19 protein-coding genes are annotated in these 23,517 nt (G+C 70.9%); 11 read left to right on the forward strand and 8 right to left on the reverse strand.

Features of this window, described 5'->3' with window-relative positions; all coding sequences use genetic code 11:
* From BGM09_RS09525 to BGM09_RS09570, 10 genes are all read left to right on the forward strand, one after another.
* A partial coding sequence (locus BGM09_RS09525; protein ID WP_411158284.1) for a peptidase C14 occupies positions 1–2,029 on the forward strand: 2,029 nt, incomplete at its 5' end.
* 139 nt (positions 2,030–2,168) lie between these two features.
* Positions 2,169–3,473 (forward strand): Gfo/Idh/MocA family protein, encoded by a 1,305-nt coding sequence (locus tag BGM09_RS09530; RefSeq protein WP_188281046.1) that lies wholly within the window; start codon positions 2,169–2,171, stop codon positions 3,471–3,473.
* Positions 3,474–3,594: 121 nt separating this feature from the next.
* Positions 3,595–4,845: an extracellular solute-binding protein gene (locus BGM09_RS09535; protein ID WP_188281047.1), complete on the forward strand. Its 1,251-nt coding sequence runs from the start codon at positions 3,595–3,597 to the stop codon at positions 4,843–4,845.
* Positions 4,846–4,988: 143 nt separating this feature from the next.
* On the forward strand, positions 4,989–5,900 hold the full coding sequence (locus tag BGM09_RS09540) for a carbohydrate ABC transporter permease (protein ID WP_188281048.1): 912 nt from the start codon (positions 4,989–4,991) through the stop codon (positions 5,898–5,900).
* 2 nt (positions 5,901–5,902) lie between these two features.
* Positions 5,903–6,931, forward strand: coding sequence for a carbohydrate ABC transporter permease (locus BGM09_RS09545; RefSeq protein WP_223186569.1), 1,029 nt, complete (start codon positions 5,903–5,905; stop codon positions 6,929–6,931).
* An 8-nt stretch (positions 6,932–6,939) separates the two neighbouring features.
* On the forward strand, positions 6,940–8,145 hold the full coding sequence (locus BGM09_RS09550) for an NAD-dependent epimerase/dehydratase family protein (protein ID WP_223186570.1): 1,206 nt from the start codon (positions 6,940–6,942) through the stop codon (positions 8,143–8,145).
* A 159-nt stretch (positions 8,146–8,304) separates the two neighbouring features.
* Positions 8,305–9,321: a dihydrodipicolinate synthase family protein gene (locus tag BGM09_RS09555; protein WP_223186584.1), complete on the forward strand. Its 1,017-nt coding sequence runs from the start codon at positions 8,305–8,307 to the stop codon at positions 9,319–9,321.
* Positions 9,322–9,412: 91 nt separating this feature from the next.
* Complete coding sequence (locus tag BGM09_RS09560) at positions 9,413–10,387, forward strand: hydroxyacid dehydrogenase (protein WP_317452620.1); 975 nt, start codon at positions 9,413–9,415, stop codon at positions 10,385–10,387.
* A gap of 116 nt (positions 10,388–10,503) precedes the next feature.
* Positions 10,504–11,364 (forward strand): fumarylacetoacetate hydrolase family protein, encoded by an 861-nt coding sequence (locus tag BGM09_RS09565; RefSeq protein WP_188281050.1) that lies wholly within the window; start codon positions 10,504–10,506, stop codon positions 11,362–11,364.
* Between the two features lie 75 nt (positions 11,365–11,439).
* Positions 11,440–12,291: an SMP-30/gluconolactonase/LRE family protein gene (locus tag BGM09_RS09570; protein WP_188281051.1), complete on the forward strand. Its 852-nt coding sequence runs from the start codon at positions 11,440–11,442 to the stop codon at positions 12,289–12,291.
* A 93-nt stretch (positions 12,292–12,384) separates the two neighbouring features.
* Here the strand turns inward: BGM09_RS09570 and BGM09_RS09575 are convergent, their stop codons facing one another.
* Together BGM09_RS09575 and BGM09_RS09580 are read right to left on the reverse strand one after the other, a co-directional pair.
* On the reverse strand, positions 12,385–12,777 hold the full coding sequence (locus tag BGM09_RS09575) for a nuclear transport factor 2 family protein (protein ID WP_223186571.1): 393 nt from the start codon (positions 12,775–12,777) through the stop codon (positions 12,385–12,387).
* Positions 12,778–12,913: 136 nt separating this feature from the next.
* Positions 12,914–13,075 (reverse strand): hypothetical protein, encoded by a 162-nt coding sequence (locus tag BGM09_RS09580; protein WP_188281052.1) that lies wholly within the window; start codon positions 13,073–13,075, stop codon positions 12,914–12,916.
* A gap of 168 nt (positions 13,076–13,243) precedes the next feature.
* Here BGM09_RS09580 and BGM09_RS09585 point away from each other — a divergent pair, with 168 nt between their 5' ends.
* Entirely contained in the window at positions 13,244–13,537 is a 294-nt protein-coding gene (locus BGM09_RS09585) for a hypothetical protein (RefSeq protein ID WP_317452615.1), read from the forward strand.
* A 12-nt stretch (positions 13,538–13,549) separates the two neighbouring features.
* On the opposite strand, the gene BGM09_RS09590 is transcribed toward BGM09_RS09585, so the two are convergent.
* The 6 genes from BGM09_RS09590 to BGM09_RS09610 form a co-directional block, all read right to left on the reverse strand.
* Positions 13,550–14,245 (reverse strand): hypothetical protein, encoded by a 696-nt coding sequence (locus tag BGM09_RS09590; protein ID WP_188281054.1) that lies wholly within the window; start codon positions 14,243–14,245, stop codon positions 13,550–13,552.
* Positions 14,246–14,800: 555 nt separating this feature from the next.
* Positions 14,801–15,169, reverse strand: coding sequence for a hypothetical protein (locus tag BGM09_RS09595; RefSeq protein WP_188281055.1), 369 nt, complete (start codon positions 15,167–15,169; stop codon positions 14,801–14,803).
* Positions 15,156–15,662 carry an Imm50 family immunity protein gene (locus BGM09_RS09600; protein WP_188281056.1) on the reverse strand — a complete coding sequence of 169 codons (507 nt, stop codon included), beginning with the start codon at positions 15,660–15,662 and terminating at the stop codon, positions 15,156–15,158. The genes BGM09_RS09595 and BGM09_RS09600 overlap by 14 nt, the downstream gene beginning before the upstream one ends.
* Positions 15,643–18,849: an RHS repeat-associated core domain-containing protein gene (locus BGM09_RS09605; protein WP_223186587.1), complete on the reverse strand. Its 3,207-nt coding sequence runs from the start codon at positions 18,847–18,849 to the stop codon at positions 15,643–15,645. Before BGM09_RS09605 ends, BGM09_RS09600 begins: the two co-directional genes overlap by 20 nt.
* Positions 18,734–19,768 carry a putative T7SS-secreted protein gene (locus BGM09_RS37525; RefSeq protein WP_223186572.1) on the reverse strand — a complete coding sequence of 345 codons (1,035 nt, stop codon included), beginning with the start codon at positions 19,766–19,768 and terminating at the stop codon, positions 18,734–18,736. The genes BGM09_RS09605 and BGM09_RS37525 overlap by 116 nt, the downstream gene beginning before the upstream one ends.
* Before the next feature lie 500 nt (positions 19,769–20,268).
* Complete coding sequence (locus BGM09_RS09610; RefSeq protein WP_188281058.1) at positions 20,269–23,514, reverse strand: TIR domain-containing protein; 3,246 nt, start codon at positions 23,512–23,514, stop codon at positions 20,269–20,271.
* Positions 23,515–23,517: the final 3 nt, after the last annotated feature.

A 23,517-nucleotide genomic window follows, 5' to 3' on the forward strand; every position in this document is an offset into this window, starting at 1 on the left:
CGCCGACACCGTCGCCCGGCTGCTCGCGCTCGCCCCCGGGCCGCTCGCGAACGGTACGGTCGCGCTCGTGGCCGGCTACCGCGCGCCCGGCGACGGCGGCGGCCTGGTCGTCCGCTGGGACGCCGCCGCGACCACCGCCCCCAACGGCGGCACCGTGCTGCGCCCGGCCGGCCACACCGGCAAGGGCCGCTGGCGCATGGTCCACGACGGGGTGCTGGACTTCCGCCAGTTCGGCCTCTTCGACGGCTCCGCCCCGGCCGACGACGCACTGGACGCCATGGTCGGCGACCCGGCCGTACACCGGGTCGAAGCGCACACCGACCTCAACTTCACCAAGCGCCACACCTTCTCCCGCTCCCGGATCGAGCTGGACTTCGGCGGCCACCGGGTCACCACCGTCGGCATCGAGAAGAACGCCGTGAACAACCCCTTCGGCGCCGTCCTGTACTTCCGCGGCACCGTGACCGGCACCACCGTCAAGTCCTCGCTGTCCGCGGCGATGCCCGACCTCGCCGACATCTTCGAAGTGCCCGACAGCGGGTCCTTCACCGTCGGCCAGTGGTGGGCCGTGGAGATCGACGCGGCCACCGGCACCGGGCTGTACGAGAAGGAGGTGCAAAAGCTCGTCCAGGTCACCGAGATCGTGGACGGCACGCACATCCGGGTCAACTACAAGATCGGCTGGGACCTGGCCGCCGGTCGCACCTTCACCTGGACCCGTGTCGAGCCCGTCGAGCGCGCCCACGTACGCGACATGGTCTTCGAAGGCGTACCGGGCGTCGCGGACAACGACACCGTCACCGGCTCGCACCCCGTCGCCTACGAGTACGCCGTCTCCTGCGACGTGTCGGGCATCGACGCCACCGGCACCTTCTGGCCGGTGATCATCCGCCGCTGGTGCACGTACTTCCGCACCTCCGAGTGCCAGTTGAAGAACCCGGCCTCGGTCACCTACGGCGGCGCCGGCTACCTCACCCAGCAGATCTACTGCCTGTACGGCCATGTCGAGGACTGCCACGTCGCCAACGCCCGCCACCTCAACGACTGGACGGCGTCCGCCTACGGCTACGTCACCAACTGCCACGGCGACGGCGACGACCAGGGCCCCTTCGTCACCCACGGCCAGTTCGAGCACGATCTCACCTACACCGGCAACTCCGGCCTGATGACCTTCGCCAACTCCGGTGCGGCCTGGGGCGGCGCGGCCAAGCGGATCACCGTACGCAAGCACGCCTGCTCCTGGTTCGTGGCCAGGACCAACGTCACCGACCTGACGCTGGAGGACATGCTGGTCATCGGCAACGCCCAGCCGAATTCGGGCATGATCTGGGTCAACGCCGACGGCGCCCAACTGCGCGGTTGCGTCGCCTCGGGTCCGCTGGTGATCGCCCAGTCCTCCCGTCGGTCGCGACGCCCCACCGTCATCGCCGACTCGGCGTTCACGCAGGGCAAGGCGTCCGAGATCACCTCGGCCGCCGTCAGCTCCGACGTGCACCTGCTGCGGGTCGCCCTGAAGGGCCTGGACGGCGCACAGTTCAACGGCAGCGGCGCGCTCGTCCTGGACCACTGCGCTTTCACCGGAGCCGCCGCGGGCGCCGACCCCAGCACCGTCGCGCACGCCGACATCTCCGTGCACGGCGGCAGCTTCACCGACACCGGCCTGGTGCTGAAGTCCGACAAGGACCAGCGGCTGTGGATCGGCGGCGGTGCGCGCTTCGGCGGCGGCAACAGCTCGGCGGCCTTCCTCTCCCGCGGCGGCACCGCCCGTACGGTGCGCTGGCAGCTCGACGGCCTGGACTCCGTCGCCCAAGGCAGCGGCACCGCACACCTGTTGATCGGCGACGGCGTCAACCACTACCGCGCGGGCGGCTCCTCGTTCACCGGCGGCCGGCTCGACCTTGCCCCGGCCGCCTTCACCGGCGACAGCCACCTGCTGCACACCGGCTGTACCGAGGACGGGGTGACCCGTACCCGGATGCCCGCCGAGGGCGACCGGGTGCGGCACACCGCGGGGAACCTGCTGATCTGAGAGCGCCGGCCGGGCCCTCACGAGCCCGGCCGGTCCGGCTCCCACCGCCGGTCGGTCAACGTTCGACCGCCGACCCCCCCGCCGACCCCCCCGCCGACCCACCCCGCCGACCCTTCGCGCCCACCGTGAGAGAGAGACCATGGCCACTGACCAGACCAGCGTCGCCGACGCCCCGATCGTGGGGCGCCCGGTGCGGATCGCCCTCGTGGGCGCCGGCAACCGCGGGCTGACCTACGCCGGGTGGATTCGCGACCACCCCGAGCGCGCCCGGATCGTCGCCGTCGCCGACCCGCGGCCGGAGGCACGCGCCCTCGTACCGTCGGCGACCGGGTACGGGGACTGGCGGGAACTGCTCGCCGCGACCGAGGCGAACGGCGGTCCGCTGGCCGACGGCGTGATCGTGGCCACCCAGGACCGCGCGCACGCCGAACCGGTGCTCGCCCTGGCGCGGGCCGGGTACGCCGTGCTCACCGAGAAGCCGCTCGCCCCGACGGAGGCCGAGTGCCGCGCCATCGTCGAGGGCGTCGAAGCGGCCGGCGTGCCCTTCGCCGTCTGCCACGTGATGCGCTACACCCCCTATACCGACCTGGTGAAGAGCGTGGTGGACAGCGGGGTCCTCGGCACCGTCACCGGACTCGACCACCTGGAGCCGGTCGGCTGGTGGCACTACGCGCACAGCTACGTCCGCGGCCCCTGGCGCCGCGAGGACCACTCCTCGCCGATGATCCTCGCCAAGTCCAGCCACGACCTGGACTGGATCGCGTACGTCACCGGCCGCCGGATCGAGACCGTGGCGAGCTTCGGCTCGCTCGCCCACTTCCGCCCGGAGAACGCCCCGGCGGGCGCCGCCGACAACTGCCTGGACTGCCCGGTCGAGTCGGACTGCCCTTATTCCGGGCCCAAGTTGTACTACCCGGCGCTGCGCACCACCGGCGGCGCCTGGCCGATCGACCACGTGACCGCGGACGCCGACGGCCCGCAGGACGAACAGGTCCTCACCGAGGCGCTGCGCACCGGCCCGTACGGCCGGTGCGTGTACCGCGCGGACAACGACGTGGTCGACAACCAGGTGGTCGCCATGCGGCTGTCCGGCGGAGCCACCGCCGTCTTCACCATGACCGCCTTCACCGAGCAGACCCACCGCCAGACCCGGATCTTCGGCAGCCACGGCTGGCTGCGCGGCGACGGCGAGCGGGTCACCGTGCACGACTTCCGCGACGACACCACCCGGGTGCTCGACGTCGGCGCCAGCGGCTCCAACGCCGCCGACGGCCACGGCGGCGGCGACCGGGTCCTGGCCGAGTCCTTCGTCACCGCGCTCGCCACCGGCGACCGCTCCCACATCCGCTCCGGCCCGGTCGAGTCCCTCGGCAGCCACCTCGCGGCCTTCGCCGCCGAACGGTCCCGGCACCACGGCACGGTCGAGACCGTACCGCTGCGCTGACCGGCCGCACACCGGGTGCGCACCGGCCGTACCCCGCACCCCGCACCCCGCTTGTACGACCACCCACCGCCCGCACGACCACCCACCGCCACGCTCCGCCTTCCGGAAAGTGAGAACCACCGTGAGACGCCGTCACACCGTCGCCCTCGCCGTCACCGCCGTCCTTGCCGCCACCGCTGTCACGGGCTGCGGCTCCGACAGCGGTTCCGGGTCCAGCTCGAAGAAGACGATCAACACCTGGGTGTACCCCGTGATCAACGACCCGAAGGCCAACGACGCCTACTGGGACGGCATGGTCAAGGGGTTCGAGAAGGAGAACCCCGGTGTGACCGTGAAGGTCTCCACCTACCCGTGGGCCAACCGGGACACCGCGCTGGCCACCGCGCTCGCCGCGGGCAAGGGCCCCGACGTGGCGTATCTGATCCCCGACCAGCTCGCCGGCTACCAGCGCAACCTGATCCCGGCCGACAAGTGGGTGCCGGCGGCGGACAAGGCGGCCTACCGCCCGGCCGCGCTGAAGGCGGTCACCGTGGACGGCCAGCAGCTCGCCGCACCTGTGCTGATGTCCAGCTACCCGCTGCTGTGCGACAAGAAGGTCTTTGACGCGATCGGCGAGACCTCCTACCCGACCACCTGGGACCAGCTCGCCGCGCTCGCGCCCACGTTGAAGGCCAAGGGCTTCTACGCGACCAGCTACAGCGGTGACACCACCGCCACCCTCAACATGACGTTCTACCCCCTGCTGTGGCAGGCCGGCGGCGACGTCTTCTCCTCCGACGGCACCAAGGCCACCTTCAACAGCGCGGCCGGTGTCAAGGCGCTCACCTGGCTGAAGACCTTCGTGGACAACGGCTGGACGCCGAAGGACCTGGTCACCACCACCCCGCAGATCGAGCAGACCGACCTCGCCAAGAACAAGGTCGCCTGCACCTGGCAGAACGCCGCCGCCGAGGTCGAGCCGTTCTGGGGCAAGGAGAACATCCATGTCGGCCCGGCGCTGAGCAGCGCCAAGTCCGTGGCGTACGGCACCGTCGGCACGCTCGCGGTCTTCAAGGGCGCCAACCAGCAGTTGGCCGGCAAGTGGGTCTCGTACATTTCGCAGCCGAAGAACACCGCCGGTCTGCAACAGCCGGGCGGGTACTTCTCGGCGCGCACCGACGCGTCGCCGCTCTACCCCGGAGACAAGCTCCAGGAAGCCACCGAGCAGGTGCTCGGCAGTACCGACGTCGGCCCGCTCGACAAGTCGGCACGCGAGGTGATGGGCCTGCTCGCACCGCAGATCCAGGCCGCGCTGCTCGGCAAGACCACCCCGCAGAAGGCGCTCGACGACGCGGCGAAGGCCGCCGACCAACTGATCGCCCGCAAGCGCTGACCGCAGATACGCGCTGACCAACGGTACGCGCTGACCGCAGATACGCGCCGACCGCCGGTACGCGCCGACCGTCCGTACCCCGTGGGCCGCCCGCACCGGCCGGTGAGGTCCGGCAGCACCCATAGCTCCCCGAAGGAGGTCCCGTGGCCGCAGTCGCGGAACGTACCACCCGCCCGCAGAAGAACCGACGCGGACCGCACGCGCGCCGGGAGGCCCGGATCGGGCTGCTGTTCGTGCTGCCCTGTTTCCTGCTCTTCCTGGTCTTCAGGTTCGGGCCGGGCATCGCCGGGCTGCTGCTCGGCTTCACCGACTACACCATCGGCGACACCACCCACTTCACCGGTCTTGAGAACTTCCGGCGGATGATGCACGACCCGCTGTTCTGGTCCTCGCTGCGGGTCACCGTCGTCTACAGCCTGCTGGCGGTGCCGTTCACCATCCTGGCCTCGCTCGGGCTGGCACTGCTCACCCGGCGGGCCTTCCGCGGCTCGCGGCTCTTCCGGTCGATCTTCTTCCTGCCGGTGGTCACCAGCCTCATCCTGGCGTCCACCGTCTTCATCTGGATCTTCTCCACCAAGGGCCCCTGGTCCGGGCTGATGGGCATGCTCGGCCTGCCGGACCAGTCGTGGCTCACCGACTCCGCCCTGGTGCTGCCCGCGATCGCCCTGGTCGGGATCTGGTCGCGCTGCGGATACGGCATGCTCATCCTGCTCGCCCGGCTCCAGGACGTACCGAGGGAGTTGGAGGAGGCCGCGCTGATGGACGGCGCGGGACCCGTCCAGCGGTTCCGCTACATCGTCGCCCCGCAGCTCAAGCCGGCCTTCTACTTCCTGTTGGTGATCGAGACCACCAACAGCTTCCAGATCTTCGACGCCATCTACGTGATGACCGGCGGCGGCCCGGCCAACGCCAGCTACAGCCTCGTGTACCAGCTCTACGACGCGGGCTTCAAATACAGCGACCTCGGTTACGCGAGCGCGCTCGGCTGCGTGCTCTTCGTGATGACCGTGGTCGTGGCGCTGGTGCAGCGGCTGGTGCTCGGAAAGGAGAAGTGACCATGGCGAACCTGACCGCCGATGCCGCCGATGCCGCCGAGGCGGGCGGAAGCCCCGACTCCGGTCCCGGCGGGCCCGTTTCCGCCGCCACCCGCACCGGCCGGGCCGCCACCCGCGCCGCCACCCGCACCGGCCGGGCCGAGACCGGCTCGTGGCCGCGCCGTTCCGCCCGCTCCCGCGGACCCCGCGAGCGCGACACCGTACCCAGGGCGCTGCAACCCAGCCGGGGCGGGCGGGTCGCCCGCGGTGTGCTGCTCGCGGTGGCGTCCGTGGTGACGGTCTTCCCCTTCTACGCGATGCTCGTGCTGTCGCTGAAGCCCGGTGCCGCGGTGTCGCTCCCGGGCAGTCTCCTGCCGTGGCACCTCAGCGGTTCCTCGTACGGCACGGTGCTCGACGCGCAGAACGTGCCGCGCTGGGCGCTCAACACCCTCGTCTACTCACTGGTGTCGGTGGTCGGGGTGCTGGTGCTCGCCGCGCTGGCCGGATACGCCTTCGCCAAGAAGCGGTTCCGCGGCAGGGAGGTGATGTTCTGGTCGTTCCTGTCCATGGTCATGGTCCCCTACCACGTCACCATGATCCCGACCTTCATCATGATGGCGAAGCTCGGCGGCGTGGACACCTACTGGGGCCTGATCATCCCGACCCTCGCCAACGCCCAGGCCGTCTTCCTGATGCGGCAGTTCATCAAGGACCTCCCCGACGAGATGTTCGAGGCGGCCCGGCTCGACGGGTGCGGCGAACTGCGGATCTTCGTCAGCGTCGTACTGCCGCTGCTCAAGCCGATCCTCGCCACCCTCGGCACCTTCGTCTTCCTGTGGCACTGGAACGACTTCCTGTGGCCGCTGATCATGGGCCAGAGCAGCGACATGCGCACCCTCACCGTCGGCATCGCCTCGCTGCAACAGCAGCAGGTGCCGCTCAGCCAGGTGCTCGCCGGATCGGTGATCGCCTTCGTCCCCATCTTCGCCGCGTATCTGGCGGGCCAGCGGTACTTCACCGAAGGCGTCACCGGTTCGGCCGTCAAAGGATGACCACGCACATGCCTCACGCCTCCCTGTCCAAGCCCGCGCCGCCGGCCGCGTCCGTGTCCGTCGCGCGCCCCGGCCCGGCCGGCTTCCCGGCCGGCTTCCCCGCCGGTGAGCAGCGGCTCGAAGACCTGCTCGCCACCCCTTCCCCCGCCCTGGTGTCCGACATCGCCCGGCTCGACGGCGACCTGGTCGTGCTCGGCGCGGGCGGCAAGATGGGCCCCAGCCTGTGCCGGCTCGCCCGCCGGGCGCTGGACGCGGCCGGCCGCGGCGACGTCGCCGTGCACGCCGTCTCCCGCTGGTCGGACCGGGCGGCGGCCGACGCGCTCGCCGCCGAGGGCGTCCGCCCGGTCGCCTTCGACCTGCTCGACGGCGACCCGGCGCGGTTGCCCGACGCGGGCAACGCGGTCTTCATGGTCGGCGCCAAGTTCGGCTCCGCCGGCAATCCCGCGCACGCCTGGGCGGTCAACGCGGCGCTCCCTGACCGGATCGCCCGCCGGTACCGCGACGCGCGGATCTCCGCGTTCTCCACCGGCAACGTCTACCCCCTGGTCGACACCGCCGCGGCCGGCTCCGCCGAGACCGACCCGGTCGGCCCGGTCGGCGAGTACGCCATGTCCTGCCTCGGCCGCGAACGGGTCTTCGGCTACCACGCGGCCGAACACGGCACCCGGGTCGCGCTGCTCCGGCTCAACTACGCGATCGACCTGCGTTACGGCGTGCTCGCCGACATCGCCTCCGCCGTGCACGCCGGCCGGCCGGTGGACCTCACGACCGGCCACGTCAACGTCGTCTGGCAGGGGTACGCCAACGAAGTGGCGCTCCGCGCGCTGCCGCACGCCGACCCGGAGGTGTTCACCGTCAACCTCACCGGACCGGAGACCGCCTCGGTGCGGCGGCTGGCCCACCTGTTCGCCGAGGAGTTCGGCCGAAACGGTGCCGGTGCCGGTGCCGGTGCCGGTGCCGGTGTGGATACCGACGCCGGTGCCGGTGCCGATGCCGGAAGTCACGCCGAACGAGCCCTGGAAAAGGCATCCTTGACGACGGGTCAGGAATCCGGCACGGCACTGCTGTCCGACGCGAGCCGTTGCCACGACCTGTTCGGGTATCCGCCGGTGCCGCTGCGCACGCTGGTCGGCTGGCAGGCCGAGTGGATCCGGCGCGGGCTGCCGCTGTCGGGCCGGCCCACCAAGTTCGACGTCCGCGACGGAAGGTTCTGACCCACCGTGTCCTCCCGCAACCACGCGAGCACCACCGCTCCGGCCGGCCCCGTCCATGACGGCGCCGACGGCAGGGGCGAGACGAACGGCTCCACCGGTTCCACCACCCCGTCCGCCGGTCCGGACGGCGCCCCGGGCACGGCGGCGAGCCCGCTCGGCCTGCTGGCCGCCGGCACCGTCATACCGGCCCACCCGCTCGCCCTGGACGCCGAGCGCCGCCTCGACGAGCGGCGCCAACGTGCCCTGACCCGCTACTACCTGGCCGCGGGCGCCGGCGGGATCGCGGTCGGCGTGCACACCACCCAGTTCGAGATCAGGGACACCGCCGTCGGGCTGCTCCGCCCGGTGCTCGAACTCGCCGCCGAGACCGCCGACAAGGAGGCCGGCCGGACGGTGGTGAAGATCGCGGGCGCCTGCGGCTACACGGCGCAGGCCGTCGCCGAGGCCGAACTCGCCGCCGAACTCGGTTACGACGCGGTGCTGTTGAGCCCCGCGGTGCCCGGCGCCGACGAGACCGGGCTGCTGGACCGGGCCCGTGCCGTCGGCGAGGTGCTGCCCGTCGTCGGCTTCTACCTCCAAGAGGCCGTCGGGGGACGCTACTTGTCCGCCGACTTCTGGCGGAGGTTCGCCGACATCCCGTCCGTGGTGGCGATCAAGGCCGCGCCCTTCGACCGGTACCGCACCGCCGAGGTGATCGCCGCCGTCGCCGCGAGCGACCGTGTGCAGGACGTCGCCCTCTACACCGGCAACGACGACGCGATCCTCACCGACCTGCTCACCCCGTACCGCGCCTCCGGCGGCGACCTGCGCTGGTTCGCTGGCGGCCTGCTCGGCCAGTGGGCCGTGTGGACGTCGAGCGCGGTCCTGATGCTTGCCCAGGTGCGCGCGGCACGGGCCGGCGATCAGCGGCTGATGACCGATCTGCTGCGCAGGGCACCGCAGTTGAGCGAGGCCAACGCGGCGGTCTTCGACGTGCGCAACGCCTTCCGCGGCTGCGTCCCCGGCGTGCACGAAGTGCTCCGCCGCCAGGGCCTGCTGGCCGGCACCTGGTGCCTCGACCCCGCCGAACGGCTCTCGCCCCGGCAGGCCGAGGAGATCGCGCGGGTGGCGGCGGCCTACCCGTGGCTGACCGACGACGAGTTCGTGGCGGAGCACCGTGATGACTGGCTCCGCTGACGGCGCGCGGCCGGAGCGGGTCGTACGGCCGGAGCGGCCGGGGTCGGCTGTGCGGCCGGGGCCGGCCGCGCGGCCGGTTGCCGTGGTCGCGATGGCGCCCGCACTGCGCGAGCAGCTCTTCACCGCGGACGCCTGGCAGCGGCTTTCCCGGCTGGCCGACCCGGTGCTGGTGGAGCGGCCCGGCGACCGGACCGCGCTGGCCGCCGCGCTCGCCGACGCCGACGTCCTCGTCACGGGTTGGGGCACCGCCCGACTGGACGCGGAACTCCTGGCGTCCGCACCGCGGTTGGGCCTGCTGGCGCACACCGGTGGCGCGGTGAGCCCGTACGCGACCCAGGCGGTCTTCGACCGGGGCGTGCGCGTGACCCAGGCCGGTGCCGCGATGGCCCGCCCGGTCGCCGAGGTCGCGCTCGCCTTCACCCTCGCACTGCTGCACCGCATCCACCGCTTCGACCACGCGCTGCGCGGGGGAGTCCCGTGGTCGCGGGCCGGGACGGCCCCCGAGCGCCATCAGATCCTCGGCTGCCCGATCGGCGTGATCGGCGCCTCCCGCACCGGGCGGGCGTACATCGAACTGGTCCGGGCGCTCGGCGCCGAGGTCACCGTGGCCGACCCCTACCTCGGCCCCGCCGAGGCGGCGGCGCTCGGCGTCCGGGTGGCCGGACTCGACGAACTGCTGGCCACCAGCCGGATCACCGTGGTGCACGCACCCGCCCTCGCCGAGACCCGGCACCTGCTGGGGCGACGGGAGCTGGCCCTGCTCCCGGACGGCGCCGGCCTGGTCAATACCGCCCGGTCGTGGCTGGTGGACGAGGCCGCGCTGCTGGACGAGCTGCGCACCGGCCGGCTCGACGCCGCACTCGACGTCTACGACGCCGAACCACTGCCCGTCGAGCACCCGCTGCGTACGCTGCCCAACGTACTTCTGACTCCCCATCAGGCCGCTGCCACGGTCGAGGGCCGGCAGGCACTGGGCGACAGCACGGTAGCGGAGATCGAACGCCACCTCGGCGGGCGGGATCTGCTCCATCAGGTGGGCCGTGAGGCCCTGGAACGCGTCGAATAGCGAGCGAGAGTCCGTCATGCCGACCGCGGCACCGGCACCGGCACCGGGACCGCGCCCGCGGCACCCCGACCGTCCGATCCCGTACCCGACCCCCCTTTCACGAAGAGAGACCACCGATGCGCCTGATGCGCCTGGGACAGCCCGGCAGTGAGCGCCCCGTCCTCTGCACCGCCGACGGCCGGACGTACGACCTGTCCGGCCTCGCCTCCGACATCACCCCCGCCTTTCTCGCCGCGGACGGTATCGCGCGGGCCCGGCAGGCACTGGCCGCCGGACGGCTGCCCGAGCTGCCGGCGGACGACATCGCCGGCCTGCGGGTCGGCGCGCCCGTGGCCGGGCCCGGCGCGGTGCTGTGCATCGGTCAGAACTACGCCGCCCACGCCCGCGAGTCGGGGGCCGAACCGCCCACCGAGCCGATCCTCTGCCACAAGAGCCCCAACACGGTCGTCGGCCCGACGGACACCGTGCTGATCCCGCGAGGCTCGAAGAAGACCGACTGGGAGGTGGAGTTGACCGCGGTGATCGGCCGCCGCGCCCGCTACCTCACCGAGGAGGACGACCCGCTGGCGTACGTCGCCGGGTACGCGGTCGGCAACGACGTCTCCGAGCGGGCCTTCCAACTGGAGACCCCCGGCGGCCAGTGGGCGAAGGGCAAGAGCTGCGAGACGTTCAACCCGCTCGGCCCGTGGCTGCTGACCGCGGACGAGGTCCCCGACCCGCAGGCGCTGCGGCTGCGCTCCTGGGTCAACGGCGAACCCCGGCAGGACTCCTCGACCGCCGACATGATCTTCGGCGTCGCGGAGATCATCCGTCATCTGTCCCAGTACCTCGTCCTGGAACCGGGAGACCTGCTCAACACCGGTACGCCCGAGGGCGTCGCGCTCTCCGGCCGCTTCCCCTACCTGTCCGCGGGCGACGTGATGGAGATGGAGATCGACGGCCTCGGCCGGCACCGCTCGGTGTGCGCCGATGCGTGAGCGCGCGGTGGCACAAGGAGCCGCGGTGGTACCAGGTGCCGCGGTGGGGCGGCCAGCCGCCGTCCCGATGACGCGGTGCTGACGTACGATGCCCGACCGGCGCTGACCGGCGGTTTCCGGCTCGCCGAAGGCCCGGTCTGGGACGCCCCCGGCGAACGGCTGCTCTGGGTCGACATCGAGGCCGGTCTGGTCCTCGAGGGGCGGCTGCGGCTCGGGCGGGTGGAGGTCGTACGGCGGCACCGGTTCCCGGGCCCGGTCGGCGCGGTCGCCCGCGCCACCGACGGCCGCCTGCTCGTCGCCGGGCGGTACGGCCTCACCGTCCTCCTCCCGAACGGGGCACGCCGGGCCGGCGCCCGCGTACTGCCGTACGGGACGCCGGGACGGCTGAACGACGGCGGCTGCGATCCGGCGGGGCGGTTCCTGGTCGGAAGCACCGCGCTCGACGGCCGTCGCGGCGAGGACGTCCTGGTCCGGCTCTCCGGCGACGGGCGGCCCGCCGTCCTCGACACCGACCTGACCTGCTCCAACGGGTTGGCCTGGTCGCCCGACGGCCTGCTGATGTACAGCGTGGACACCGGCGCCGGTCTGGTCCGGGTGCGCGGATACGACGCGGCCGACGGCCGGACCGGCGAGCGCCGCGACTTCCTCGCGGTCCACGACGGGCTGCCGGACGGCCTGTGCGTGGACCGCGACGGCAATCTGTGGCTGGCGGTGTGGGGCGCGGGCGAGGTGCGCTGTTACTCACCCTCCGCGCGGCACCTGGCCACCGTCCGCGTACCCGTCCGCCACCCCGCCGGCCTGGCCTTGGCCGGGCCCGACCTCGCCACTTTGGTGATCACCGCCGGGGGCCCCGACGGCGGTCTGTTCACCGCCCGTCCTGGCACGCGCGGCACGGCCCTCCCGGCCTGGAACGGAGTCAGCCGCTGACCCGGTACGAACCCGCACGCTCCCCGTCGGCTCGGGCGCCACGCGGTGGTGCCCGATCAGGACCGCGTGCCCGGCCGATCCGTACGTACGTCTCTACCCGGGGTCTGGGACGGCGCTGGCGTGGGCGGCGAGGACGCGCCACGTGCCGTCGAGGTGTGTCCAGGTGCGGGTGTAGCGAAGGCGCGCCGTGAACGGATGTCCTCCGGCGGTGCCTTCAAGCCCGGCCAGTACGCGGGTGATCCCGGTCGAGCCCACCACGGTCACGTGCAGTTCCTGCTGGTCGAAGACCCCGACGGCCAGGGTCCGGGACCTGTGCGCTCCCAGGTCCTCCTCCTTCGTCATGGTGCTGCCGTCAGGTCCTGTGTAGACGACACGGTCGTCCAGCAGCAGGTCCAATGCCTGCGCGTCACCTGATCGAACAGCGGCCTGCAACCTCTGCTCGGCGTCGTGGAGAGCGGCTTCGAGAGCCACCTGGTCCATCCCCATTCCGATCCTCCTTGGCTTGCCGACCCGACCTCGCCCGGACTCCCGTCCTGCCCCGTCAGCCCTGCGGAGAATACGGGACTCGTCCTCGCGAGGGGCCGGCCCCGACCCGCTGTCCACCTGACGGTCGGACGAACGGTCAGGCGACGCCTTCGATCAGCTTGTTCAGCGCCTTGTCGCCGGACCCGGCGAGCAGACCCGCGTCGTCCATCCCCAGGTAGACGGCCCCGGTCGGTGCCATGGACAGATAGCTGACGCCGCCGTCGACGGCACCGAGGGGATAGCGCGATCGGGGCGCCAACCGCGGCGCCGCAGGGCCCAGTCGGTCTCTGCCGACCAGCGGGTGCCGATCTCCGCCTGATGGTCCTGCTCCGGAGTGTGCGGGATCACCAGGTGGTCGCCGGCGGGAACGAACGGCAGTGGTGCGGCGGTGCGGCGTTCCACGACGCCGCAGGAGGGGGCCCAGGCAGTGGGGATCGAACGCGAGTCGGCGGAGGTGCGGATCCCCCGGGCCGCGCTGGACGCCTTCGCCGCGGCGCTGAGCGTGCAGACGGTGGCGATGCGGACCTGGCCCGACGGCATCGAGTGGATGTACCCCCTCGGGACGTGGGAGCAGCCGCACCTGGAGGTGGCTCTCATGCCCGGCGGCGAGGAGGTGTGGCTGCGGATGTCCACCGACCGCTCCAGCTTCGCCGTGTGGACCATCCAGCAGTGGTGGGACTTCGCCGGGCATCTGCCCGGCGCAACGCCGCCGCAGGGCTGAGCCGCGACCGGCTCAGCCCTTGGTGATGCTCCGGCTGATGTCGAACGGGACTTCCTCCGCCAGGTGGAACAACGGCTCCAGGACGCCCTCGTACACGGGGTCGGTGTAGGGCGGACAGTGCTCGGTCAGCAGGCAGCCAGCAGCTTCGTCCTTGGTGCGGGGGTGGGCCGCCTCGACGTCCGCGGCGATCTCCAGGACAAGGCCGATCGCGTCGTCCACGCCGTCGCGCACCTGGGTCCACCGCTGTGCTGTGCGCGTGCGCTCTCCGGCGAGTTCGTGTTGACGCTCCGGCAGAAGGTCGGCCACTGGCACCGACAGCGCCGCGTGCAGCCGGCCCAACGTCGGCTCCTGGCAAAGCTCCTGAACCGTCGCGGCCGTCAAGGGCGGCTTCGCTTCCACGACGCGCTGCAGAACGGTGACGCCCAGCACAACCGCCGCGGCCGTGTAGCGCCAGGCAATCAGCGCCACGTGGCGCTCGTACGCGGTCGCGCCGTGCGCGATCTCCTGGACGGCCTGCCCGTAGAACGGGAACGTCGTGCTCGCCTCGTGCACGTCGGCCACGTCGCTCCCGCTGGTGAGCCGGTCCCACTGGGCGCTCGCCGACTGCAACTCGTACCGCGCGGTCAAGACCGCCGCGTTCAACGACCGCAACGCCCCCAACTCGGTCGTCGTCAGTGGGCCGTCCTCATCGAACTGTGCAAACCGCATCGCCACTCCCGCCCCGGGTCCGGATCAGTCTCCGGCACGCTACCCGGCTCTGTGGCGGTGGGTGGCTACGATGTGAAACGCCCTGACCCCGGGGGTTGCGATGCCGGGGTCAGGGCGCTGTTCGTGCGGGCCGGGCTCAGGCGAGCCAGACGATGTTGAGGACGATCAGGCGGCGCAGCGGCCGGTTGACCCAGTGGGTGAGGGAGAGCTGGCCGACCGACGTGCGTGCCCGGTGAGGCACCGGCGGAGGATACGAGATTCGCACTCGTGAGGGGTTGCCCCCAACACGCCTTACAACTCTCTGTCCCGGTGTACGCCGGGGGTCGCCACCGTTCTGAGCTGGGGCGCAGCGCTGGTCGGTGCGCTCTTTGGACGTCCGTGGACGGGGGTGAACGCAACCCGGACTGCAACCCTCCGGGGCGCGGGGCGCCCCGGAGGATGGGCCGGTGTTCGGGAAGCCGCGCGCGGACCCGGCGTCTCTCGTCGGTCGGCAGCGGCGTATCTCAGGGGTCCGGGCGGTGCGGTGAGCGTACGCAAGTGTGGGGCGGGGTGGTGTCAGATGGCCCCGGAGAGAAAACCTCTTCTGGCGGTACGGACGTCGTGGTCGGCCGAGAAGGTCACGTGCTGGTCCGATCCGGAGAGCGTCACTGTGACGCGTCCGGGGTGCGGTCCGGGGGCGGTGGTCCAGCGTGTCATCGGTGTGTGCGTCCAGCCGGTGATGGTCACGTCGTCGATGTCGCGGTACGTCGTGGATGTCTCGTGGGCGTTGAACCCGCGCTCCCGCCAGCCGTCCGGCGCGTCGTCGGGCAGGCCGGGGCGCCGGACGGTGACGGTCGCGGACCTGTCGCGTTCGTCCAGGTGGAGGGAGATGGGGCGGGCCTCGGTGAGAGCGAGAGCGTGGTCCTGGAGGTCAGAGATGCTCAAAGAAGGCCACCTCGCTCGGTTCGGGGAGGCGGCCCCGGTAGCGGAGCCCGTCGACACGACCGGTGTAGTGGCGGGACTCGGCTCCCTCGCGGTAGGCGTTCATGTGGCCGACTCCCAGGGAGGCGTTGCTGGTGAAGTGCAACTCCATCGACGCGTCGCGCCCTTGGATCTCCACCGTGATCCGGTTGTGTTCCTCGGGCTCCGCCGACGTGATCAGTACGTCGGCGGTCACCGGAAGCCGCCAGCCGCGCATCCTTACGTCCTCGATCGCCAGGAACCGCACTTGGCACTCGAACCGGTCGCAGCCGTCGGCTTCCCATTCGGGCCGAGGCCGGTCGGGGAAGACCGGCAGCACCACCCTGAGCGTGAGCGTCGGCCCGACCTGGTCGAAGTGCACGGAACTCACACCGACTCCCTGGAGTGAAGGGACGCGGTTGTAGAGCTCGGTCAGCCCGCCGCTGTCCCGCAGGAGGTCAACCCAGGCTCGGGTCATAGTAGTAATGCTCCTCACAACCTGGCACTTGCCCCGTGCGGGGATTGTCGATGGGCCGGACGTGAACATGCGGCGGCTGGTCCCCGATGCCGTTGGGGTCGCCGAACGAGTGGCCGGTGTGATGGTCCTGGAAGACGATGAAGTCGTCCAGGCTCTCGGAGTAGTGGACCTCCTCGTGGAACATCACCGGTTGGTACGTGTCGTCCAGGATCTGCTTGCCGCCCGGTGTGGTGGAGGGCGTCAAGCGTACTTCGAGCGGCTCCGCGCCCGGCGGAACACCGGCGTCGCGGAGTGCCGCCGCCTTCGCGGCTTCCCGGCAGGGTGTCAGTCCGAGCGGATCGGTCCAGGACAGCGGATTGCGGATGTACGCGTAGTGGTCGGGCGCCGGAGCCAGGCCCAGCGGGTCGGGGGACAGATACCGGCCGACGTCCGGCTCGTAGTACCGGAAGAGGTTGTAGTGCAGGCCGGTCTCGGCGTCGAAGTACTGGCCGGGGAACCGTAGCGGGCACAGCGTTTCCCGTGACTCCCCGGCGACCGCCCCCCAGACACTGGACCGGGGCTGCCTGACCGCGTGGCCGTCCTCTCCGATCAGTTCCGTGGGCGTACCGACGAGATCGGTGACGAGCGCGTAGAACCGCTCGTCGGTCTCACTGCGGGAGAGCTTGGCCAGTGGCCGGTGGCTGCCGGGCTGCCACTCCCACGTCGTGGTGGTGTCGCGCCGGCTCTGTTCCGCGACCCGGGTGCCGTCCCACACGAAGTCGGTCTGCTCCTCGACCGCTCCGTCCTCGCCGAGGAGTTGCTTCGCGACGCGACGGCCCAGCGGGTCGTACACGTAGTGCCACCGGCGCCCGTCCGGAGTGACGACATCGGTCAACCGGTCGTCGGCGTCCCAGAGGTAGGTCCACGTCCGTGACCCTCCGGAAAGGAGTCTGCTCGTGCGGCGGACGACGCGGCCCTGGCCGTCGTACTCGTACCTACGCCGCCCGGCCCGGCGCAGCAGCGTGCCGTCGAAGGAGAATTCCGCGGATGAGCCGTGAGCCGCGGCCTGGGTGGGCTTCCCCGCGTTGTCGTACGCGTAGCTTTCGGTCCAGTCAGTGCCGGTCACGGAACGGATTCGGCCCAGCGGATCGAGGTCGAAGTCCAGCGGGCCGAACGTCGGGTCGTCGATCCGGGTCGGATAGCCGTCACCCCGATACGCGAACGCACGCCGTCGGCCAGGCCCCGCCGCAGCGGTTACCGTCTGCTCGCTCAGACGGCTGTTGACGTCCCACTCCTGTGTGAGGGACACACCGGAGGGCAGGCCCCGCACCGTCTCGCGTCCGTTGCACGCCTCGGCAAGTACCCGGCCGCGCCCGTCGTACGTGGCGGTCAGCTCCACGTCCTGCCCGGTGGCGTGTACGACACGGCCCGCTTGGTCGTAGGCGAAAGTCGCGGCCGTCCGGTCGTCATGACGGCGCTCGACGAGGCGTCCCATCCGGTCGAACACGTACCGCACCGACTGGCCGACCCCGTTCGTGCGTTCCACCAACTGTCCAGCGGCGTCGTACCGGTGGCTGAGGGAACGGCCGTTGAAGTCCCGTTCATGGATCATGCGACCTGCGGCGTCGTAGACGTAGAACCACGACTGCCCACGCGCGCTGGTGACTTGGGTAATCCGCATCTCGGAGTCGTAGGCGAATTCGGTCCTGGCACCGTCCGGAGCGATACGCGCGGAGATCAGGTCGAACGCGTTTACCTCGAACCGTACGGTCTCACCCGCCGGATTGACGTGCTCGATCGGATTGCCGTCCCCGTCGAAGGTCCATCGCTCCGTGGAGCCGTCGGGCAACCGCCGCCATGCCGGAAGCCGTTCCACGGTCCAGCCGAACCGGACTGTCTCGCCGAGCGGGTTGGTGATCGTCACGGTTCTCCCGAAGGGATCGCGCGTGTACGTCGTCACCGCGCCCAGCGAGTCCTCGACGGTCAGGGGCAGTCCGGCCGGGTCCGTTGTGTACCGGCGGGAATGACCCAGCGGGTCCGTGGTCCTGGCTATGTGCCCGGCGTCGTCGTACGCGTACTCATAGGTCGCGCCCAGCGGGTCGGTGACCTGGAGCAGCCTGCCGCAGTCGTCGTAACTCTGCGTCCACCGCGCGCCGTCGGGGTCGGTCACCGCGACCGGAAGACCCAGTTCGTTGTACGCGGCCACGGCGGCCGTTCCGTCCGGACGTACGACCTCGGTGAGATCGCCCCGCTCGTCGTAGCTGTACCGGGTCTGTCGGCCGAGGGCGTCCGTCCGGCTCAGGAGGTGGTCGTACCGGTCCCAGGTCTGGACCGTCACGCCGCCCAACGGATCGATCTGGCGGACCAGTTGCAGAAGCCCGTTGAATTCGAAGACGGTGACGTGGCCCAGTGAGTCCGTCGCGCGGGTGACCCGGCGCTCCGTGTCGTGCCCGTTGCCGTGCGCGGAGTTGTGAACCGAGTGGTGAACGGAGTTGTGCGTGACGTCGTACTCGAAGGTCGCGTCAAGGAAGCCGTCGGGGCCGCAAGTGCGTACGCACCTGCCCGAGTCGTCGTAGGTGTACGAGTACGCCGCCCCCTTTCGGTCCGTCCACCCGGTGATCCTGCGTCGCCCGTCGTACTGGAAGGCCAGCGGTATGTCGCTGGAGTTGACGACACCGACGAGGTCGCCATCCGCGTTGTACGTGTACCGCATCAGCGTCGGCCGGTCGGGGTGGCTGATCAGACGGAGGGCCACGATCCGCTGCCCGTCCCTCTCGACGCCTATCCGGTAGCCGCTGTCGTGGATGATCTCGACCGGTGCGGCGGAGTCCTGCTCGTAACGGACAGTGATGCGGTTGCCCTGGCGGTCGGCGGTGGCGATGATCGGCAGATCCGCGGAGAGCCTGCCGTGAACGGGGCGGAAGTACAGCGTGTGCCCGGTCTCGGGCTGGCTGACGGTCATGGTGCCGCCAGGAGTGCCGTCCCAGCTCAGCGGCCATCGCGGGCCGTACACAGGGAGCACGGACCCCTCGGTCTGGGGGATCGGGTAGTGCAGGACCATGCCGTCCACGCTGGTGAACCGAACGCTCTGCTCATCGATCCACAGCCGCTGGTCGAGCGTGGAGGACCAGGACGAGCCGAACCATCGCCCGCCCCGGTACGACGTCACGTGGTGACGTTCCAGGATCAGGGGGAGCACCGCGGGCAACTCCACGTCCGTGGCTGACATGACCATATCGCCGGTCGAAACGTCGATGGGGTCGCCGCACTTGGTCCGCTTCACCATGCTGACGGCGCTCTCGCGCATGTCGCGCAGGGCCCCCGCGCCTTTGCGGACGCTGTTGGCGATGTTCTCCAGTGCTTTGCCGGATTTGAGGAGGGTGGGGAGTTCGCGGGCCATTTTGAGGAGGCCGCCGGCGGTGGTGAGTCCTTTGAACATGGGGATGCAGTCGAGTGCTGCGAACAGGACGTCCCACCCACCAGTGTTTGTTCTTGATGCCTGCGTCGGAGGCTTCGTGGAGGGCGTGCTGGGCGGTGGAGGCGGCGTTGTCTCTCAACTGGGCTGAGTCGGCGGCCAGTTGTTTGGCGGCGTCGAGTTTGGCCTGGGCGTTGTGGACGGCGGTGGAGGCGGTGGTGTGGGCGGAGTTGGCGTCGGTGGCGTTACGGGTCGCGGCGCGGACTTCTTCGGCGGAGGGCGGGGGGACGTTCGGCTTCGGGTCGTCCTGATACTGCTTGGACTTGTCCTGGGCGCGTTTCACCCAGGCGTCGGCGTTGGTGAGTTGGGATGTGGCGGAGTCCAGTTCCTGTCGTGCGGTGCGGCCTTGGGCCAGGGCGCGGTCGGCGTCGGCCTGGGCGGTCTCCAGCTTCGGCCAGTAGCCGTCCAACGCACCCGACGCCAGGCGGTAGGAGCGTTCCAGCTTGTCCAGCTCGCCGGGCAGGTCCCCGAACTGCTGCCGGTAGGCGTCACCCGACAGGCCCGCCCACTCCTGGACGACGGTGTCACCGTTCAGCCCTTTGACGGACCTGAGCGCGGAGGCGACGTCATCGGCGAAGTCCCCGAGCTTGCGGGCGAGTTCCTTCACCTCGAACGGATCACCCGGCACCGGATCCCGGTCCAGATCCAGCACATCCCAATCCGTCGGACGCCCCACCACCCGAATCCCCCGTCGTCAGCCTCGGCGAAACCGCCATCCTGGCATCGGCCCGCCCCCGCCGAAAGAACCCCCCCCCTCTCTCCTGACGCCCCGCCGCCCCACCCCGGTTCCCGCCGCGCCCCCGGAGACGCGGAAACGTCGTTGGCCCCCGCAGCGAGCAGCGGGGGCCAACGACGTATTGCCCGGTGAGGCACTGGCGGAGGATACGAGATTCGAACTCGTGAGGGGTTGCCCCCAACACGCTTTCCAACTGTTCGGCCGGGGGTTCAGGCAGGTCCGTCAGCGTTCTGACCTGCGGCAGATCGGTCCGATCATCGACGATTGGACTGCACTGAACGGAAGCGAATGCAACTGGAACCGCAACTACCGATAGGCGCATTACCCATGATGACAGTGGTTTCGACGACAGTTGACCGCAGCGCGTTATTGAGTACGCGGCTCCCGTATACCGGTGCCAGGTGTGCGGGAGCTTGTTAGGGCATGGCCCTTTGTGCATCGTCCCGGCGCTTCGTCGCCTCGGCGTGGATCGCCGAGGCGTCGGGCAGGCCGGCCCGTTCGTGCAGGGCCGCCTGGGCGAACAGGGCACTGGTGAGGTTCGCTTCGTGGCTACCCCCGCGTACTGAGGCTTGCGCGCGTCGCAGGTTCACGGAGGCGTCGATGGCATCGATCATGTGATCGGTGGCCCCCTCTATGTGGCTCGCCGCCGCGGCGCGGGTGTGAAGCGCTCTCGCGAGTGCCTCGACGTGCGCCTGCTCGTCGAGGTCGGGGAGCGAGCGGTAGACCGCCACGGCGTCGGCAGCGGTCTGCTCGGCGCTCGGCCACTGCTTCGCCCGAGCGAGCAGCGCCGCGAGGTTGCCCAACGCGTGCGCGAGGTCGGCTGGGCGGCCCTCCTCGTCGGACTCGCGGATACGGACTGCCTCGACGGCAGCCGCTAGCGCATCCTTGAGATTGCCGGCCGCGCCGTGCCGGGCGGCCAGAGTGGTGAGCGCGACGGCCAAGCGTGGCCGGTACACGCCGTGCAGTGCCTCGGCCAGGCGCCGGTGGGCCTCCACCGCCTCCACCGCCGAGGCGAGCGCCTCGGCCTGCAGGCCGTTCGCGGACTGCACGATCGATTGGTTGACGAGCGCCGAGGCCAGCCGGACACTCGGATTGGAAGCGTCCTCGGCAAGTCCCGGGTCCGTCTCAACGAGGCCGCGCAACAGTTCGACCGCCTCCGCGACGGAGTCGAGCGCCTCCGTGCGCCGGCCGTCCCGAACCAGCGCGGAGGCGTGATGGTTGAGCGCGTCGGCATACTTGAGCAGGTGCGCGTCGGGGTTCTGGTCGGACAGGCGGCGTAATACGTTTACGCAGCGCGCGGAGACTGCGCACGCCTCGCCGGAATCGCCGAAGCGTTCCCATTGGAGTGCCAGGTTGCCGAGGGCAGTCGCTAGTTGTGCCTCGTACAGCACTGGGCGTTCGGCGGTGAGCCCTTCGAAGATTCGTACGGCCTCACGGCCGGCCGCGAGGCCATCGGCCCGGTTGCCCGTTTCGGCGAGGTCGGCACCGAGGACGTCGAGCGACAGCGCCAATTCGGCAAGGTAGACGTCGCTCCGTTGGCACAGCTCCTTACGCACCTCGACGGCGCGGCGGATCGTGAGCAGACCCCGCTCCCGCTCGCCCGTCTCGTCGAGCATGACGGCGAGGCTGTGCAGGGCGCGGCCGAGGTCGGCCAGATGTGCCTGGCGGCTGGCTGCCGCGAGCTGTTCGAAGAGCCCCGCCGCCTCCTCGGCCGCGCGCAGGCCTTCCCGACGGCGCCCGCTGCTCTTGAGGTGGTAGGTGTAATGCAGCAGCAGGCGGGCGGTGGCCGCCGGGCTGATGGACGCGTGTTGTTTGGCGTTGTCCAGCGTGAGTTCGCTGGCGAGCACTGCCAGGTCCGCGAGGGCGACACTCTCGTCGGGCAGGTGGGTGAGGACCAAGCGCACAGTGTGGTCGTCGTCGTGCGCCTGGAGGCTGTCCAGCAGTGTCCGGGCGAAGACGCGCGGGTTCTCCAACTGGGGCGCGACCTCCATGCCCAGGGGGAGCATACGGTCGATGTCGTGGGCGAGCAGCGCCGCGACGGCGCGGGCCGCCACCGGGTGACGTACGGCGGCGCGGCCGAGGACGGTCAGCGCCCGGCGAGCCTGGCCGTCATCCAGCCCCGGCAGGGGGGCGGTGGCCACCTCGGGGAGGGAAGCCAGGACGTGCGAGATGTGTTCTTCGCCGAGCCGGTCGGGGCGCAGAGGGTGCAGTCCGGGGCCGCCTTGGAGGACGGCCGAGGCCCAGTGCAGATGGCGGCGCCGGAATGGCACGGACGCGTCCTCGAAGGTGGGGGTGCCCGACAGCAAGGCGAGCGCTCCCTCCTCGGTGCCGGCCCCGAAGAGCGTCGCGACCGCGACGAGCGCGTCCGCGTGCAGCGAGGTGTCTTCCGGAAGCCCGTGTACCGCCAGCAGCCTTTTCCAGTAACGGCGTTCGTGAGCGAGCACCCGAGCCACCGGGTCGGGTGAAGCCGGAGGAGAGTTGCCCAGCGACTCGTCCTGTTCGAGCAGCGCGGCCATGGCGGCGGCGTGCACGTCCAGGATTCGGTCATAGCGGGTGGCGTACAGGTCGGCGGGGACCACGGCAGTCTCAGGGCGGGTGCCGGATAGGTGTGCCGAGAATTCCTGTGCCGCGCCAATGAACTCGGCCTGTCGCTGGGCCTCGGACGGTACGAGCGGGGCGAGCCGGCGTTCCGTCATGGCCCCGAACATGAGGGCGACCCGGTCGTCGGCATGTTCGGCGAGTGGGCGCTGCCACTCCCCGCCCGCGCGGCTGAGTAGCAGTAGACGCACCGGCCCAGCCTCGGCGTCGCGGCGTAGGCACTCGGTGGCGAGGAGGAGCAACTGCTCGGCGCGGGCCTCGGCGTAGTCGAGAACCAGCAGGAGAGGTGCGGTGCAGCGGGCCAGCACGGTGAGGTCGTCCTGTGCGCAGGACTCGTCGACGAACCCGGCCAACCAGCCCCGGTCGGTCGCCTGTTGGCACAGGTGCAGGGCGAGACGGGTCTTGCCTTGGCCGCCGGGGCCGGTGACCAGACGTACAGCCGATCCCGCGGGTTCCTCGCACCACGTGCGGAACTCCTCCTGCTCGGTCTCCCTGCCGTGGAAGGGCACCACGCCGTACTCAGCTCGCAGCAGCATGCTGGGGATGGGCTCGGGGGGAAGTTCCTCGGCGGGCAGAAAGACGCGGCGGGCGAAGGTCTGCGGTGTCAGCACCGCGAGTTCTGTGAAGAGGCGCTCTAGCCGCAGGTTCTGGTAGTGCATCCGCAGGTACTGGCAGCGTTCCAGCCTGGCCAGGTCGTCGGGAAGTTCGGCGGCCGAGGGCATCCGGATACGCCGCCCTCGGTCGACTAAAACGGGTACGACTTGGATCTTGTGCAGAAAAGCGTAGGCGAGCTCGCGGCGGACCCAGTCCTCCTTCAGCTGGATCCGCGGGGTGCCGTGGGCGTTGGTGACGGTCAGCCACTCCGGTCCGATCAGCGCGATCAGGACGGAGGAGCGTGCGAGGCCCTGGGGCAGAGCCTCGGTGAAGTCGGCGGACAGTTGGATGGAGCTGCTGGCGAAGAACACCTGATCGTCGCCGAACCGGTCAGCCAGCAGACGGTGCAGCAGCGCCGCCTCCGTTTCGCAGTCGCCCACGCGGTAGTTGACGAAGATGCCGGTGGGCACGGG

The sequence above is a fragment of the Streptomyces sp. CBMA29 genome (assembly GCF_014596445.1).
GTDB lineage: Bacteria > Actinomycetota > Actinomycetes > Streptomycetales > Streptomycetaceae > Actinacidiphila.

Excerpts from the sequence above, each read along its gene's own strand:
- BGM09_RS09530 (WP_188281046.1), top strand. The coding sequence starts at position 2,169 with ATGGCCACTGACCAGACCAGCGTCGCCGACGCCCCGATCGTGGGGCGC.
- BGM09_RS09545 (WP_223186569.1), top strand. The coding sequence starts at position 5,903 with ATGGCGAACCTGACCGCCGATGCCGCCGATGCCGCCGAGGCGGGCGGA.
- BGM09_RS09550 (WP_223186570.1), top strand. The coding sequence starts at position 6,940 with ATGCCTCACGCCTCCCTGTCCAAGCCCGCGCCGCCGGCCGCGTCCGTG.
- BGM09_RS09560 (WP_317452620.1), top strand. The coding sequence starts at position 9,413 with ATGGCGCCCGCACTGCGCGAGCAGCTCTTCACCGCGGACGCCTGGCAG.
- BGM09_RS09565 (WP_188281050.1), top strand. The coding sequence starts at position 10,504 with ATGCGCCTGATGCGCCTGGGACAGCCCGGCAGTGAGCGCCCCGTCCTC.
- BGM09_RS09575 (WP_223186571.1), bottom strand. The coding sequence starts at position 12,777 with ATGGGGATGGACCAGGTGGCTCTCGAAGCCGCTCTCCACGACGCCGAG.
- BGM09_RS09590 (WP_188281054.1), bottom strand. The coding sequence starts at position 14,245 with ATGCGGTTTGCACAGTTCGATGAGGACGGCCCACTGACGACGACCGAG.
- BGM09_RS09600 (WP_188281056.1), bottom strand. The coding sequence starts at position 15,662 with ATGACCCGAGCCTGGGTTGACCTCCTGCGGGACAGCGGCGGGCTGACC.